Raw genomic sequence first — 16,810 nt, forward strand, 5'->3', positions numbered from 1 at the left:
ACAGGAAGAGAGCGTTATGGAGTTTATCCATTTTGTGGTCGATTTTATTTTGCACATTGATGTGCATTTGGCTGAATTGGTAGCGCAGTACGGCATTTGGATTTACGCCATTCTGTTTCTGATTTTGTTCTGCGAAACCGGTTTAGTGGTGACGCCTTTTTTACCAGGCGACTCACTGCTGTTTGTGGCCGGTGCGCTGGCGGCATTGCCGGGTAACGATCTCAATGTGCATCTGATGGTGACACTGCTGGTGATTGCGGCAATTCTCGGCGATGCGGTTAACTACACCATAGGTCGACTGTTTGGCGAGCGGTTGTTTAGCAACCCGAATTCCAAAATTTTCCGTCGCAGCTATCTGGATAAAACCCACGCGTTCTATGCACGTCACGGCGGTAAAACCATTATTCTGGCGCGCTTTGTGCCTATCGTGCGTACTTTTGCGCCATTTGTCGCCGGGATGGGGCATATGTCATATCGCCACTTCGCGTTGTTTAACATCAGCGGCGCGTTGTTATGGGTATTACTCTTTTCCTATGCGGGTTACCTGTTTGGCGATCTGCCGGTGGTACAGGAAAACCTCAAACTCTTGATCGTCGGGATTATCGTGGTCTCAATTTTGCCGGGCGTGATTGAAGTCTGGCGTCATCGCCGCCAGGCGAAGCAGCAAAAACAGCCGTAAGCGGCAAGGTTGCTCAGGGGTAAGACCAGATTTTTATCCACAGTCTGAACGGGTTGTGGTTTAATGAGCGAAATTTCCCGTCTGCTGAAGCCGTTTTCAGCAGCATCAAGACGACTGGACCAGGTCAGTTTCAACAGAAAGGTCATCAATGAGCTGGATTGAACGCATTCTTAACAAAAGCAATATTACGCCTGCTAGCCGCGCCAGTATCCCGGAAGGGGTTTGGACCAAATGCGATAGCTGTGGACAGGTACTTTATCGTGCCGAACTGGAGCGTAATCTTGAGGTCTGCCCGAAGTGTGACCACCATATGCGCATGCGCGCACGCGAACGTCTCACCACTTTTCTCGATCAGGGAACGCTGGTGGAGTTGGGCAGCGAGCTGGAACCGAAGGATCTCCTGAAGTTCCGTGACTCGAAAAAGTATAAAGATCGTTTGGTAGCCGCACAAAAAGCCACCGACGAGAAAGACGCACTTATCGTAATGAAAGGCCAGTTGCACAGCATGCCAGTGGTTGCGGCAGCATTTGAATTCACCTTCATGGGTGGCTCAATGGGGTCTGTGGTTGGCGCACGCTTTGTGCGTGCAGTTGAGCAGGCGCTGGAAGATAACTGTCCGCTGATCTGCTTCTCTGCCAGTGGCGGTGCGCGTATGCAAGAAGCGCTGATGTCGCTGATGCAAATGGCGAAAACCAGTGCAGCGCTGGCAAAAATGCAGGAGCGTGGTCTTCCGTACATCTCTGTGCTGACCGACCCAACCATGGGTGGGGTTTCTGCCAGCTTCGCGATGTTGGGCGATCTCAACATCGCGGAACCGAAAGCGCTGATCGGCTTTGCCGGCCCTCGCGTTATCGAGCAAACCGTACGTGAAAAACTGCCGCCAGGTTTCCAGCGCAGTGAGTTCCTGATTGAAAAGGGTGCGATTGATATGATCATTCGCCGCCCGGAAATGCGTTACAAACTGGCAAGCCTGCTGGCCAAAATGATGAATCTGCCGGCACCGCTGCTCGATGGCGACCAGTCTGCATCAACGACTGAGCCAGAAAGCAACGACGCCTGACAGGAGATAGAAAGGCGCGCCTGTCGCGCCTTTTACCAATGCACCGCATACCTCAGCGCTGATTCAGCCAGGTATAATTGAGCAAAACGGGACATATGGACAATCTTCACCTTCCTCAAGCCACGTCGCCTTTGGCCACGTGGCTTTATTATCTTGAGCACCTTCATTCTCAAGCTATCGACATGGGGCTGGATCGTATTCGCCAAGTGGCGCAACGTCTGGACCTGTTGAAACCTGCCTCTTTTATTTTCACTGTCGCCGGCACCAACGGAAAAGGCACTACATGTCGCACTCTTGAAACACTGCTGATGGCGGCGGGTTATCGGGTGGGCGTCTATAGCTCGCCGCATCTGGTGCGTTATACCGAGCGCGTACGCGTGCAAGGACAAGAGCTGACTGAAGCGCTGCACACCGCCAGCTTTGCTGAAATTGAAGCCGGGCGTGGCGATATCTCGCTGACGTATTTCGAATACGGCACGTTATCGGCGCTGAAGCTGTTCCAACAAGCGCAGCTCGATGTGGTGATCCTAGAAGTGGGCCTTGGCGGTCGTCTGGATGCCACCAATATTGTTGATGCTGATGTTTCGGTCATCACCAGCATTGCGCTCGATCACCTTGACTGGCTGGGGCCGGATCGTGAAAGCATTGGCCGTGAAAAAGCAGGTGTGTTTCGCGCAGGCAAGCCCGCTATTGTTGGTGAGCCGGATATGCCGCTTAGCATCGCTGCGGTCGCCAATGAGAAGGGCGCACAGCTGATCCAGCGCGATCGTGACTGGTCTTATCGTCAACAGGCAGAAAGCTGGTCGCTGCGAGATGCGTGGGGCGAGCTGAATGATTTACCGCTGCCGCAAGTGCCGTTGCCGAATGCCGCCAGCGCTATCGTGGCGCTGCGTGCTTCCGGTTTAAACGTCAGTGAAGACCAAATTCGCGCTAATTTACCGCTGGCTATTTTGCCTGGTCGCTTTCAAACAGTAAGCGAATCGCCGCGCGTTATCCTGGATGTGGCGCACAATCCTCATGCGGCAGCTTACCTTGCATCTCGCCTTGCGACGTTAGCGAATAAAGGTGCGGTGCATGCGGTGGTTGGCATGCTGCATGATAAAGATATTGCCGGCACGCTGGCCGCTTTAGCGCCTCAGGTTAATCACTGGTATTGCGCGCCACTGGATGGCCCACGTGGTGCAACGGCCCAACAGCTGATGTCGCATTTACCGCAGCAGGCGCAGGCCTTTGCTGACGTAGAGCACGCCTGGCAGCACGCACGCGAGCAGGCGAAGCCACAGGACATCGTACTGGTGTGTGGATCGTTCCACACCGTGGCACAGGTCATGGAATCGATGGAAACGGAGAAAGGGCGTGGCGAGTAAGTTTCAAAACCGTCTGGTCGGTACCATTATTCTGGTCGCGGTTGGCGTGATTGTGCTGCCGGGGCTGCTGGATGGACAGAAGAAGCATTATAAAGAAGAGTTTGCCGCGATCCCGTTGGTGCCTAAAGCAGACGATCAGCAGGACAGCGAAATGGTGCCGCCGGTAACGCAGTCACTGCCTGCACAACCGCCAGAAGGCGCGGGTGCCGCCGTTGATAACAACGGTGGTAAATCCAATAATAGCGTGGCTGAGCATGGCAGTATCAAACCTGGCGATGACAGCCAGCCGAGTGTGGTGACACCACCACCGGTGCATCAGACTGCGCCGTCCCAGCCGGTCAGCCAACCTAAACCGAAGCCGATTGAGCCGCCAAAACCTAAACCTGTGGAACAGCCGAAGCCAAAACCTGTGGAGCAGCCAAAACCGAAACCGGTTGAGCAACCCAAGGCGGCAGAGCAGCCTAAAACCACGGAAAGCAGTGCGCCAACGGGTCAGGCTTATGTGGTGCAGCTCGGTGCGTTGAAAAATGCCAGCAAAGTAAACGAAATTGTCGCACAGCTGCGTTTGTCGGGTTATCGCGCCTTTACCGTTCCGTCTTCGCCGGTGCAGGGACAAATTACCCGTATCTATGTCGGCCCAGATGCGTCAAAAACTAAGATGCAAGCGGCGGTTTCTGAGCTCAAAAGTATCTCCGGTTTAGGCGGTGTGGTTAAGCCATACAGTGCACACTAAAAGGGTTATTGATGCTGCTTATAACAACAATAGGCAGCATCTTTTTAGGGATAGCATTTACGGTTAAAGAGTGGAAATCAAGTGAAATGATTTGATTTTCAACGGGTTAATAAATTGAAAGTCCATCGGGCGAGTGAAGATTTTTTCATCGCCTTTTTTATGGAAACAGAACTGGAAAACCGCTACGCAAACGTTTTCTTTTTCTGTTAGAATGCGCCCCGAACTGGATGCAGGGGCGCAATTGCGCTGGAAGTATTCATGATCTGGATTGATTACGTCATTATTGCGGTAGTTGGTTTTTCGGCTCTGGTCAGCCTGGTTCGCGGGTTTGTCCGGGAGGCCTTATCTCTCGTTACCTGGGGATGTGCGTTTTTTGTCGCCAGTCATTATTACGCCTTTCTTGCAGTCTGGTTTACAGGTTTTGACGACGAACTGGTTCGTAACGGTATCGCCATCGGTGTGCTGTTCGTTGCTACCCTAATAGTGGGCGCGATCGTGAACTACGTTATCGGCACGCTGGTAGAAAAACCGGCTTGTCGGGAACCGACCGAGTATTGGGCGTCTGTTTCGGGGCGTTGCGTGGTGTGCTGATCGTAGCCGCTATGCTTTTCTTTCTCGATACATTCACGGGGTTTTCAAAAAGCCCCGACTGGCAACAGTCTCAACTCGTTCCCCAGTTCAGTTATATAATCAGGTGGTTTTTTGATTACCTGAAAAGCACGTCGAGTTTTTTACCCCGGTGACGCCATCGGGAGTGCGGCTTAATGAGGAAATGACAACATGTGCGGTATTGTCGGTATCACCGGTTTCATGCCGGTAAACCAGTCGATCTATGACGCGTTAACGGTGCTCCAGCACCGCGGGCAGGATGCCGCAGGCATTTGTACTATCGATGCGCTGAATTGCTTCCGCCTGCGTAAGGCAAACGGTCTGGTCAGCGACGTTTTCGAAGCACGCCACATGCAGCGTTTGCAGGGCAATATGGGCATCGGTCACGCACGTTACCCAACGGCGGGCAGCTCCAGTGCCTCTGAAGCACAGCCATTCTACGTAAACTCGCCGTACGGCATTACTCTGGCACATAACGGTAACCTGACCAACGCGCATGAACTGCGCGCACGCCTGTTTGAAAAGGGCCGTCGTCACGTTAACACCACCTCAGATTCTGAAATTCTGCTGAACATTTTTGCGGCAGAACTGGATCGCTTCCCGCATGATCCGCTGGAAGCTGACAATATTTTTGCCGCTGTGGCTGCGGTGCACCAGCAGGTGCGCGGCGCCTATGCTGTGGTTTCGATGATTATCGGTCACGGCATGGTTGCCTTCCGCGATCCAAACGGCATTCGCCCGCTGGTATTGGGCAAACGCGTTATCGCAGATGGCCGCACCGAATACATGGTCGCTTCTGAAAGCGTCGCGCTTGATACGCTAGGCTTTGAATTTATCCGTGACGTTGCGCCGGGTGAAGCCGTCTACGTTACTGAGCAAGGGCAGCTTTCAACGCGTCAATGCGCTGAAAACCCAAAGAGCAATCCATGCTTGTTTGAGTATGTTTACTTCGCTCGCCCAGACTCTTTCCTCGACAAAATTTCTGTCTACAGCGCACGTGTTCGCATGGGCACCAAGCTGGGCGAAAAGATTGCACGTGAATGGGAAGATCTGGATATCGATGTGGTGATTCCGATCCCGGAAACGTCAACCGATATCGCGCTGGAAATTGCGCGTATTCTGGATAAACCGTATCGCCAGGGTTTTGTGAAAAACCGCTACGTTGGCCGTACCTTTATTATGCCAGGCCAGCAGTTACGTCGCAGCGCGGTTCGCCGCAAGCTGAACGCTAACCGCGCCGAGTTCCGTGATAAGAACGTCTTGTTGGTCGATGATTCCATTGTGCGTGGTACCACCTCAGAACAGATCATTGAGATGGCGCGTGAAGCGGGTGCAAAACGTGTTTATCTGGCTTCCGCCGCCCCGGAAATCCGTTTCCCGAACGTGTATGGCATTGATATGCCGAGCGCAACTGAGTTGATTGCTCATGGCCGTGAAGTGGATGAAATCTGCCAGTTGATCAAAGCGGATGCGCTGATTTTCCAGGATCTCGATGATTTGATCGAAGCGGTACGTGAAGAGAACCCAGACATCACGCAGTTTGAATGCTCGGTGTTCAACGGCATCTACGTGACGAAAGATGTTGATCAACAGTATCTGGAATATCTCCAGTCGCTGCGTAATGACGATGCAAAAGCAATTGCACGTCAAAACGAAGTGGAGAATCTGGAACTGCATAACGAAGGGTAATCTCTGGCGTTGATGCAAAAGAGAAGGCGAGAGAAATCTCGCCTTTTTTATTTATTCCTTAAGCCGCGTTATGATGGCGCACTCAAAAAATAGCAAGGCTGAACTATGAAACGACTCATCATTGGCATCTCGGGTGCAAGCGGCGTGATTTATGGCGTGCGCATGTTGCAGGTTTTGCAGCAGGTCGCTGAGGTGGAAACGCATTTAGTGATGAGCAATGCGGCGCGCCAAACGCTGGGTTTGGAAACCGATTACAACGTACGCGAAGTACAAGCGCTGGCTAATGTGGTGCATGACGTGCGCGATATTGCGGCAAACATCTCTTCAGGATCGTTTAAAACGCTTGGCATGGTCATTCTGCCATGCTCAATGAAAACCTTATCTGGCATTGTTCACAGCTACAGCGACTCCTTGCTAACGCGCGCTGCCGATGTCGTACTCAAAGAGCAGCGCAAGCTGGTGTTATGCGTACGCGAAACGCCGCTGCATGTCGGTCATTTACGCATGATGACCACCGCCGCTGAACTTGGTGCGATCATCATGCCGCCGGTTCCCGCTTTTATCATCGCCCCGTTACGATTGATCAGCTCGTAGATCAAACAGTTAACCGTGTTATTGACCAGTTTGACATCGAATTACCGCACGATCTCTTCACGCGCTGGCAAGGTGCATAAGATTAATTAATTGCACTTTTATGGTGCGTAAGCGCGCCGGAGATCACTGTTCGTGCATTTGATGCACCAAAAGTTAACAGCGTCGCTTTTTCTGGATGACATCACTGATATATTCCTCCTACACGCCTAGCGATTTCGCCTATGTAGCGTAACGTTTAGTGCGCGGATAACTTGCAGAACTGGCATGAAACATGCAGATTAATTTGCGCAAACACATCACGTAGCACATAACAAAAAGCACTTCACTTGAGGGTAATCTATGAAAAAGCGTGTTCTGGCTCTTTCTCTGATGCTGGGCTTGACCAGCGCCGCCAGCGTGTTCGCCGCGGTGCCGGGTTCAATCCGTATTGGAACTGATCCAACTTACCCGCCGTTTGAGTCGAAAAACGCGCAAGGACAGTTAGTCGGCTTTGATATCGATCTCGCCAACGAAATCTGTAAACGTATCAACACCAAGTGCACCTACGTTGAAAGCGATTTTGATGCGCTGATCCCATCGCTGAAAGCGAAAAAATTGATGCCATTATCTCTTCACTTTCCATCACAGCTAAACGCCAGGAAGAAATCGCCTTTTCTGAAAAGTTGTATGCCGCTAACGCGCGTTTAGTCGCGCCGAAAGGGTCAACTATTCAGCCGACTATTGATTCGCTGAAAGGCAAAAACATTGGTCTGCTGCAAGGCACCACGCAGGAAACCTACGCCAATGAAAACTGGCGTGCGAAAGGCGTTACCGTAACGCCTTATGCTAATCAGGATCTGGTTTATCAGGATCTGAATGCAGGCCGCATCGATGCCGCTTTCCAGGACGAAGTGCAGGCGAGCGAAGGTTTCCTGAAACAACCGGTTGGTAAGAATTACACCTTTGCGGGTCCAGCAGTGAAAGATGACAAAATCTTTGGTGTAGGCACCGGTATGGGCTTGCGCAAAGATGATGCCGAGCTGAAAACCGCCATCGACAAAGCTGTCGATGAGATGCGCAAAGATGGGACTTACGACAAAATTGCTAAAAAGTACTTTGATTTCAATGTATACGGTGACTGAGTAAAACCTGTCTACTTTATCCCTGGTTCTTTGTGACACCGACGAATTGGCTGTGCTCCATCCTCTCATGATCCACGAGGCTAAGCGCACCAACCGTCTGTGATACTGATTACCGGGATAAAGCTGCCCGCAATGAATGGCGGGCAGCTATCCGTTTTCACCCCATGACAGGATCATTTTCATGCTGTATGGCTATTCTGACGTAATTCTTAGAGGCACCTTAGTCACGCTGGAGCTGGCGCTTAGTTCAGTGGTGCTCGCGGTTGTCCTTGGACTGCTAGGCGCAGGCGCTAAAGTCTCTCGCAATCGTCCATTAGCGATGATCGCTAATGGCTACACGACCTTGATTCGTGGTGTTCCAGACCTCGTTTTAATGCTGCTGATCTTCTACGGTTTGCAGATCGCTCTTAACCAACTCACCGATGCACTCGGACTAAGCCAGTTTGATATCGATCCGATGGTGGCCGGTATTATTACGCTCGGCTTTATCTACGGCGCTTACTTTACCGAAACCTTCCGTGGCGCATTTTTAGCGGTGCCAAAAGGGCAAATAGAAGCGGCAACGGCATTCGGTTTTACCGGTTCGCAGGTTTTCCGCCGCATTTTGTTCCCGGCGATGATGCGCTATGCGCTGCCTGGCATTGGCAATAACTGGCAGGTGATTTTGAAAGCGACGGCGCTGGTGTCGCTGCTCGGACTGGAAGACGTGGTTAAGGCTACACAGCTAGCGGGCAAAAGCACCTGGCAACCGTTCTATTTTGCGATTGTCGCTGGGGTGATTTATTTAGTGTTTACCACACTGTCGAATGGTGTGTTGTGGTGGCTGAATCGCCGCTACACGGTGGGTGTTAAAAGGGCAGAGTTATGATTGATATTATTCAGGAATACTGGAAAGCGCTGCTCTGGACTGATGGTTATCGTTTCACCGGCGTGGCGATCACGCTGTGGCTGTTGATCCTTTCGGTCGTGATTGGCGGTTGCCTGGCCGTGTTGTTAGCCATTGCGCGCGTCTCGCCAAACCGTTGGGTAAGTACGCCGGTGTGGCTGTTCACGTATATCTTCCGCGGCACACCGCTTTATGTGCAGCTGCTGGTATTTTATTCCGGCATGTATACGCTGGAGATTGTGAAAGGAACTGAGCTGCTAAACGCTTTTTTCGTAGCGGGCTGAACTGTACGTTACTGGCTTTCACGCTGAATACCTGCGCTTACACCACCGAAATTTTTGCCGGGGCTATTCGTTCCGTGCCGCATGGTGAAATTGAGGCCGCGCGTGCTTACGGCTTTTCAAATTTCAAATTGTATCGCTGCATCATTCTGCCTTCTGCGCTGCGCACCGCTTTACCGGCCTACAGCAATGAAGTGATTTTGATGCTGCACTCCACGGCGCTGGCGTTTACCGCCACGGTTCCCGATTTGTTGAAAGTGGCGCGTGATATCAACTCCGCCACCTATCAACCCTTTACCGCATTTGGTATTGCCGCCGTGCTTTATCTGATTATCTCTTACGTGTTGATCAGCTTGTTCCGCCTCGCGGAGCGTCGCTGGCTGGCGCACGTGAAACCCTCTTCATCGCATTGAGTAAGACATATGGCTGAAAATAAATTAAGCGTCACCGAATTGCACAAACGTTACGGTGAACATGAAGTGCTGAAAGGGGTCTCATTGCAGGCCGATGCTGGCGACGTGATCAGCATCATTGGGTCATCCGGTTCAGGGAAAAGTACCTTTTTACGCTGCATCAACTTCCTCGAAAAGCCGAGTGAAGGCACCATTGTGGTTAACAATGAGCAGATCGCGCTGGTGCGCGACACCGATGGACAGCTAAAAGTCTCTAACAAAGAGCAGCTGCGTTCCCTGCGTACTCGCCTGACCATGGTGTTCCAGCACTTCAATCTCTGGAGCCACATGACAGTGCTGGAAAACGTGATGGAAGCGCCGATCCAGGTGTTGGGCCTGAGCAAAGCAGAGGCGCGCGAACGCGCCATTAAATATCTCGATAAAGTCGGTATTGATGCGCGAGCCTGCGCTAAATATCCGGTACACCTTTCTGGTGGACAGCAGCAACGTGTTTCGATTGCGCGCGCGTTGGCGATGGAGCCGGAAGTACTGCTGTTTGATGAACCCACCTCGGCACTCGATCCGGAATTAGTCGGTGAGGTGCTACGTATCATGCAAAAGCTGGCTGAAGAGGGCAAAACCATGGTGGTGGTGACGCATGAAATGGAATTTGCCCGTCACGTTTCCAGCCACGTTATCTTTCTGCATCAGGGCAAGATCGAAGAGCAAGGGCCGCCAGCCGAACTGTTTGGCAACCCGAAAAGCCCACGCTTGCAGCAATTCCTCAAAGGTTCACTGAAATAAACGTTTTCCCGCGTCTTCGGGCGCGGGATCGTTACCTGCCAATGTATGCCGGACACAACTTTTGGATGGCGCTAATTCCAGCGGTTATGTTGCCGTTTTTCGACATCGTTGGTGCGGTGTAGGCTTACACCAGTCTATGAGTGTTTGCTGGCTTATTGACGTTTATTCACCACGTACCGCAGCCGAATCACGGTAAATTGCGCGAGTCAGTAATTTCACCGCTGGCATTGCAGTAAAAATAACGGGAGCGTCAGGCTCCCGATGAGTTACGTTTTTACGACATCCTGCAGGGCTTCTTGCAGATCATACCAGCGGAAGCCGAAGCCCGACGACTCCAGCCTTTTCGGCAAAACATGTTGTCCACCTAATACCAATACAGATGATTCACCCATCATCAGCTTGATGGCGCTGGCTGGCGTACGCATAAAAGCGGGGCGATGCATAACATGGCCAAGCGTGGCAGCAAACTGTTCATTTCGAACCGCGTAAGGAGCAACCATGTTAAACGGGCCGCTCAACGCCTCATTATCTAACAGCCAGAGAATGCCATTCACCATGTCGTCGATATGGATCCACGGCATATATTGTTTTCCGCTGCCGATAGGGCCGCCAATACCCAGTTTGAACGGCAACTTCATTTTACTTAATGCGCCACCTTCCTTGGCTAAAACGACGCCGGTTCGTAGCAGGCAAACACGGGTGCGATCGCTTTGTGCGCTAAGCGCCAACTGCTCCCAGCGGGCGCATAAAGTGTGCTGGAACTCTTCGTGGCCCGGATCCTCTTCCGTTAATACCAACTCACCGGTGTTACCGTAAAAACCGGTGGCTGAACCTGAAATCAATACCTTTGGTGGCGTGGTGCTGGCATTAATCAGTGAGGTAATTCGCTCGGTGATTTGCCAACGGCTTTCACACAATTGCTGTTTATGAATTTCTGTCCAGCGCTTATCGGCAATCGGTTCGCCAGCGAGATTGATCACGGCATCGACGCCATCAAGGTTTTGCTGTTGCGCCAATCCAGACCAAAACGCGACGTTATCCCCCAACTTTTCGCGTGCGCTGACGACGTCACGCGTGACAACGCTGATGTGATGACCCAGCAGTTGTAAACGAGGAATGAGGTGTCGACCAATCAATCCAGTACCACCCGTAATGAGAATATGCATGTTGCGACTCCTTATACTTTTTGTTTTCCGCTGTAATCAGCATAGAAGAGTGCGAGAGGAGTAGCGTGAGCCGCTTCGAGGTTTCATGCGGAACAGGCAAACATCGGACCAGCCGGGCGTTGCCTTTGTAAATAAAAATCGGTAAACATGATGCAACCCTGATAGCTATTTGAGGTAGCAGATGAATTACCCGTCCATCACCCTGTGGTCTGATTCATCGTTTTTTAGTCCTTACGCCATGTCGGTTTACGTTGCATTAACGGAAAAAGGCGTTCCCTTCAGCCTTAAGCGTGTCGACTTGTCTCAAGACCAACAATACTCAGCCGATTACCGTGCGCTGTCATTAACCTGTCGCGTGCCTGCATTACAAATCGATGATCTGGTGCTGAGCGAATCCTCCGCTATCAGCGAGTACCTTGAAGAGCGGTTTCCTGCGCCCGAATTTGAACGTCTTTACCCAAAAAATCGTGAAAATCGTGCGCGAGCACGCGAAGTTCAGGCGTGGCTGCGCAGTGATTTTATGCCGATCCGTCAGGAGCGTCCCACTGAAGTATTATTTGCTGGCGAACGCTTTGCGCCATTGACGCCCGCAGCGCAACAGGCGGCTGAAAAACTGATTGCTGCTGGCGAACGCTTGTTACCGGAAGGGCAACAGAACATGTTTGGCGAATGGTCTATTGCAGATACCGATTTAGCGGTGATGTTGAACAGACTGGCGCTGCATGGCGATAACCTGCCGATAAAACTACAGCATTACGCTGAATTTCAGTGGCAACGCGCCTCTGTACAGTTGTGGTTGGCTGAAAGCGGCAAAAAACGGTAAAGATCGAGGCTTGCTCAAGCTAACGGAAGTGATTACCTTACGCCACACTATTATAAAGACGTGGCAATAACAGTGCGTGCAACAGGGCATGCCAAACAGGAAAGGGTTACGGATGGTGGATCAAAAGGGTGGCGACATTGAGTGGGTCGATATCGTTAGCGAAGAGAATGAGGTCGTAGCACAGGCAACGCGTGCGCAAATGCGTGCACAGTGCCTGCGCCACCGCGCCACCTACATCGTGGTACACGATGGCATGGGTAAGATTCTGGTACAGCGCCGTACCGAGACAAAAGATTTTATGCCTGGCATGCTGGATGCTACGGCAGGCGGCGTGGTGCAGAGCGGTGAAGACCTGTTGGAATCCGCACGCCGTGAAGCGGAAGAGGAGTTAGGCATTGCTGATGTCCCATTCGCGGAGCATGGCAAATTCTACTTCGAAGATCAGCACTGCCGCGTGTGGGGCGGGTTGTTCAGTTGCGTTTCTCACGGCCCTTTTGCCATGCAAGAAGCCGAAGTTGATGAGATTTACTGGATGACGCCTGATGAAATCACTGCGCGTTGTGACGAATTTACCGATGATTCGTTGAAGGCGCTTTCATTGTGGATGAGCCGCAACGGCGAAAAATAATTCGCTTACTCTTCTCGCAGTGAAAGGCATTTTCGCCAGTACGATATAAACCCAACTGCGTCCGCCGCTGTTCTGCGGTGGACGCTTCTTTCTCCTTAATCTCTCTCATCAAATGCGTGGCTCAGTATTAGTATTCATGCAGAATATTTTTAAGCAGCGTGAGGGCGGCGCGGAACTGAGTATCGGGAATGGTAAGCGGATAAAGAAAGCGGATCACGTTGCCGTGAACGCCGCACGTCAGCAACAATAAACCCTGCGACAATGCCTGTTGCTGGATTGCTCTTGCCGTCTCAGCACAGGGTTTCCCGTTATCATTGTGAAATTCAGCTGCAATCATTGAGCCGCGTCCTCGTACCTCAACCAGCGCTTTACAGCCTGCACTATGCAACGTTTCAATCAGTTCACTGCCGAGTTGATCGGCCCGCTCGCATAAATTCTCTTCAGCAATGACATCCAGCACTGCCAGCGCAGCCGCGATTGCGGGTGGGCTACCGGCATAAGTCCCGCCCAAACCGCCCGGTGAGGGTGCGTCCATGACTTCAGCACGACCCGATACTGCAGAGAGCGGCATACCGCCGGCCAGACTCTTCGCCATCGTGATCAAATCGGGTTTTACGTCAGGGTAATATTCACTGGCGAACAGTTTACCGGTACGGGCGAAGCCACATTGGATTTCATCGGCAATTAACAGGATGTTGTGCTCATCGCATAGCTGACGCAACGCCGTAACAAAATCAGCGGGGGCAACATTGAAGCCGCCTTCGCCCTGAATCGGTTCATAAATAATGGCGGCGACGTGTTGCGGGCTGATATCGCAACGGAAAATAGCGTGCAAGCTTTCCAGTGCGTCTTCAACGCTGCAATCGTAAAGCGCGTTCGGATAGCGGGCATGAAATACAGAACCCGCGAAGGGACCAAAACCGGTTTTATAAGGTATCACTTTGCCTGTCAGCGACATTGTCATGTAAGTGCGACCATGAAATGCGCCGGTGAAAGCAATAATGCCCGGCCGGCCGGTTGCTGCACGAGCAATCTTCACGGCGTTTTCAACCGCTTCAGCGCCGGTAGAAAAGAAGGTGGTTTTCGCCGGACCGTCAATCGGCACGCGCTGATTCAGTTGCTCTGCCAGCTTAATGTAGTTTTCGTAAGGCACGATCTGAAAAGCGGTATGGGTGAAGCAATCGAGCTGCTCTTTTACTGCGGCGATCACTTTTGGATGGCGATGCCCGGTGTTAAGGACTGCGATACCGGCACTGAAATCGGTATATTCTCGGCCTTGATGATCCCACAGCGTGGCATTTTCGGCCTTCACTGCATAGAAATCACACATGACGCCGACGCCGCGCGGTGTGGCTTTGAGACGACGTGCGTGCACTTCACTGTTGCTCATAAGTTGACCTCGTTGTGGTTGCAAAGCTTACTGGGCGATCTGCTGGCGCCAGGGTAAAAGAAGCCCTTGCCAACGGCACGCTGAACAAATTTTATATCGCCTACGGCAGATATACAGCCGCCTGCCTTGCTGATGCAAATCGTCAGCGACTCACGCGGTTCTGAATGAATAGCACATCACAGAAATGGGGCTGCATTTGTTTTCTGGTCTGCCGAAAAGGGGTGAGTAATGTTGCTTAAAGCGCGGAGCGGGAACGGTGTGAAATTCTGAAGTGCAAAGTGGGATGGGGATGATGTCTGCGTAAATTAATTATGCAGGGTGGAAGCTTTGGCGATCGTGGTTGAATGGCGTATCACTTACTTGCGTCATCTAAATAAAAAGAGCATGCATTGCTGCATGCTCTCATCACATTTTTAGCCTTCAGCTTGCTGAGACTGAATTGCGGTTAACGCGATGGTGTAGACAATATCATCCACCAGTGCGCCACGAGAAAGGTCGTTGACCGGCTTGCGCATACCTTGCAGCATTGGCCCGATGGAAATCAGGTCGGCTGAACGCTGTACCGCTTTGTAAGTGGTATTACCCGTGTTGAGATCCGGGAAGATAAACACGGTGGCGCGACCCGCAACCGCTGAGTTTGGCGCTTTAGATTTCGCCACATCTTCCATAATAGCCGCGTCATATTGCAGCGGGCCATCAATCACCAGATCAGGACGTTTTTCCTGCGCAATACGCGTGGCTTCGCGTACTTTTTCAACATCGCTACCGGCACCAGAATTGCCGGTTGAGTAAGAGATCATCGCTACACGCGGATCGATACCAAAGGCTTTTGCTGAATCAGCTGATTGAATTGCAATCTCTGCCAGCTGTTCAGACGTTGGGTCTGGGTTGATGGCGCAGTCGCCATAAACCAGAACCTGCTCTGGCAGCAGCATGAAGAACACCGATGAAACCAGGGAGCTGTTTGGCGCAGTTTTGATCAGCTGCAGCGGTGGACGAATGGTGTTGGCAGTGGTGTGAACCGCGCCAGAAACTAAGCCGTCGACTTCGCCGCTTTCCAACATCATGGTGCCCAGCACCACGTTATCTTCTAACTGCTCCTGTGCAACAACTTCGGTCATGCCTTTGCTCTTACGCAGTTCCACCAAGCGCGGTACGTAGTTTTCACGTACCACTTCTGGATCGACAATGACAATGCCACTGCCTAATTCAACGCCTTGTGCAGCAGCAACACGCTGGATCTCGTCTGGATTTCCCAATAATACACAGGTTGCGATACCGCGTTCGGCACAAATCGAAGCAGCTTTAACGGTGCGCGGCTCATCGCCTTCTGGCAATACGATGCGTTTACCGGCTTTACGCGCCAGTTCGGTCAGTTGATAACGGAAGGCTGGCGGTGACAGGCGGCGGCTGCGCTCAGAAGTCGCCGTCAGTGACTCAATCCAGTCGGCATTAATGAAGTTGGCAACGTATTCCTGCACTTTTTCGATGCGTTGAGTATCGTCAGCGGGCACTTCCAGATTGAAGCTTTGCAGGCTGAGGGAGGTTTGCCAGGTGTTAGTTTTCACCATGAACATTGGCAATCCCGTCTGGAAAGCACGTTCGCACAATTTAGCGATACGCGGGTCAATTTCATAGTTACCTGTCAGCAGAATGGCACCAATTTCGACGCCATTCATAGCGGCCAGGCAGGCAGCAACCAGCACGTCTGGGCGATCGGCTGAAGTCACCAGCAGTGAACCTGGGCGGAAATGTTCCAGCATGTGCGGCAGGCTTCGTGCACAGAACGTCACCGACTTAACGCGGCGAGTCTGGATGTCACCTTCGTTGATAACGCGCGCATTCAGATGGCGGCACATATCGATAGCGCGTGTCGCAATGAGCTCGAAGCTCCAGGGTACGCAACCCAGCACCGGCAGCGGGCTGTCGGAAAACAGCTGCTTAGGATCAATATTCGCGATGCTGGCTTTAGAGGAGTCATCAAAAATTTCGGACAGATCAGGACGAGTGCGGCCTTGCTCATCAACCGGTGCGTTGAGTTTATTAATAATAACGCCGGTGATGTTTTTGTTCTTTTTGCCGCCAAAGCTGCTTTGGGTTAACTCAATACGCTCTTTTAACTGTTCGGTTGAGTCGTTACCCAACGCCATAACAAAGACGATTTCTGCGTTTAGCGTTTTAGCGATTTCATAGTTGAGTGCGGTAGCAAACTGATGTTTACGCGTCGGCACTAAACCTTCAACCAGCACCACCTCCGCATCCTGCGAATTAGCATGGTAGCGGGCGATGATCTCTTCCATCAACACATCTTGCTGGTTAGAACCGAGCAGCGATTCCACGCGCGACATCTGTAAAGGTTCAGCCGCTGGGATAGAGGAATTTTTGCGAATGATAGTGGTGGTTTGATCGGGCGTATCACCGCCGGTACGCGGCTGAGCAATAGGTTTGAAGACGCTGAGGCGAACGCCTTTGCGCTCCATCGCACGAATAACGCCAAGGCTGACGCTGGTCAGGCCGACACTGGTGCCGGTCGGAATGAGCATAATTGTACGTGACACGATTGAACCTCTCAGGTATTGCAGGGTGTC

At 51.9% G+C, this 16,810-nt stretch carries 12 protein-coding genes and 5 pseudogenes; 14 read left to right on the plus strand and 3 right to left on the minus strand.

The features are described 5' to 3' along the window. Positions 1–16 precede the first annotated feature (16 nt). From KQP84_RS08890 to KQP84_RS25300, 12 genes and pseudogenes are all read left to right on the plus strand, one after another. On the plus strand, positions 17–679 hold the full coding sequence (locus KQP84_RS08890) for a DedA family protein (protein WP_215846074.1): 663 nt from the start codon (positions 17–19) through the stop codon (positions 677–679). 148 nt (positions 680–827) lie between these two features. After that, positions 828–1,739 (plus strand): acetyl-CoA carboxylase, carboxyltransferase subunit beta, encoded by a 912-nt coding sequence (gene accD / locus KQP84_RS08895; RefSeq protein ID WP_215846076.1) that lies wholly within the window; start codon positions 828–830, stop codon positions 1,737–1,739. A 95-nt stretch (positions 1,740–1,834) separates the two neighbouring features. Further along, positions 1,835–3,106, plus strand: coding sequence for a bifunctional tetrahydrofolate synthase/dihydrofolate synthase (gene folC / locus KQP84_RS08900; RefSeq protein ID WP_215846077.1), 1,272 nt, complete (start codon positions 1,835–1,837; stop codon positions 3,104–3,106). After that, entirely contained in the window at positions 3,096–3,839 is a 744-nt protein-coding gene (gene dedD, locus KQP84_RS08905; RefSeq protein WP_215846079.1) for a cell division protein DedD, read from the plus strand. Before folC ends, dedD begins: the two co-directional genes overlap by 11 nt. 258 nt (positions 3,840–4,097) lie before the next feature. Continuing rightward, a pseudogene (gene cvpA / locus KQP84_RS08910) lies at positions 4,098–4,582 on the plus strand (colicin V production protein). A gap of 37 nt (positions 4,583–4,619) precedes the next feature. Then, complete coding sequence (gene purF / locus KQP84_RS08915; RefSeq protein ID WP_215846080.1) at positions 4,620–6,137, plus strand: amidophosphoribosyltransferase; 1,518 nt, start codon at positions 4,620–4,622, stop codon at positions 6,135–6,137. A gap of 105 nt (positions 6,138–6,242) precedes the next feature. After that, positions 6,243–6,811, plus strand: a pseudogene (locus tag KQP84_RS08920) (UbiX family flavin prenyltransferase). 259 nt (positions 6,812–7,070) lie between these two features. Beyond that, a pseudogene (argT, locus tag KQP84_RS08925) lies at positions 7,071–7,852 on the plus strand (lysine/arginine/ornithine ABC transporter substrate-binding protein ArgT). Positions 7,853–8,033: 181 nt separating this feature from the next. After that, positions 8,034–8,720 (plus strand): histidine ABC transporter permease HisQ, encoded by a 687-nt coding sequence (locus tag KQP84_RS08930; RefSeq protein ID WP_215846081.1) that lies wholly within the window; start codon positions 8,034–8,036, stop codon positions 8,718–8,720. Beyond that, positions 8,717–9,432, plus strand: a pseudogene (locus tag KQP84_RS08935) (ABC transporter permease). Before KQP84_RS08930 ends, KQP84_RS08935 begins: the two are co-directional and overlap by 4 nt. A 9-nt stretch (positions 9,433–9,441) precedes the next feature. Further along, on the plus strand, positions 9,442–10,215 hold the full coding sequence (gene hisP, locus KQP84_RS08940; RefSeq protein WP_215846083.1) for a histidine ABC transporter ATP-binding protein HisP: 774 nt from the start codon (positions 9,442–9,444) through the stop codon (positions 10,213–10,215). 32 nt (positions 10,216–10,247) lie between these two features. Then, a pseudogene (locus KQP84_RS25300) lies at positions 10,248–10,451 on the plus strand (cytochrome C biogenesis protein CcdA); the annotation flags it as partial. Positions 10,452–10,481: 30 nt separating this feature from the next. On the opposite strand, the gene KQP84_RS08945 reads toward KQP84_RS25300, so the two are convergent. Continuing rightward, positions 10,482–11,381, minus strand: coding sequence for a TIGR01777 family oxidoreductase (locus KQP84_RS08945; protein ID WP_215846084.1), 900 nt, complete (start codon positions 11,379–11,381; stop codon positions 10,482–10,484). A 181-nt stretch (positions 11,382–11,562) separates the two neighbouring features. On the opposite strand from KQP84_RS08945, the gene yfcF reads away from it, so the two are divergent. Together yfcF and yfcD are read left to right on the plus strand one after the other, a co-directional pair. Further along, positions 11,563–12,204, plus strand: coding sequence for a glutathione transferase (yfcF, locus tag KQP84_RS08950; RefSeq protein ID WP_215846086.1), 642 nt, complete (start codon positions 11,563–11,565; stop codon positions 12,202–12,204). A 112-nt stretch (positions 12,205–12,316) separates the two neighbouring features. Beyond that, positions 12,317–12,832, plus strand: coding sequence for an NUDIX hydrolase YfcD (gene yfcD / locus KQP84_RS08955; protein WP_215846088.1), 516 nt, complete (start codon positions 12,317–12,319; stop codon positions 12,830–12,832). A gap of 127 nt (positions 12,833–12,959) precedes the next feature. On the opposite strand, the gene KQP84_RS08960 is transcribed toward yfcD, so the two are convergent. Further along, on the minus strand, positions 12,960–14,222 hold the full coding sequence (locus KQP84_RS08960) for a 4-aminobutyrate--2-oxoglutarate transaminase (RefSeq protein ID WP_215846089.1): 1,263 nt from the start codon (positions 14,220–14,222) through the stop codon (positions 12,960–12,962). Positions 14,223–14,635: 413 nt separating this feature from the next. Next, entirely contained in the window at positions 14,636–16,780 is a 2,145-nt protein-coding gene (pta, locus tag KQP84_RS08965) for a phosphate acetyltransferase (RefSeq protein WP_215846091.1), read from the minus strand. Positions 16,781–16,810 lie beyond the last annotated feature (30 nt).

The sequence above is a fragment of the Candidatus Pantoea bituminis genome (genome assembly GCF_018842675.1).
Classification (GTDB): Bacteria; Pseudomonadota; Gammaproteobacteria; order Enterobacterales; family Enterobacteriaceae; genus Pantoea; species Pantoea phytostimulans.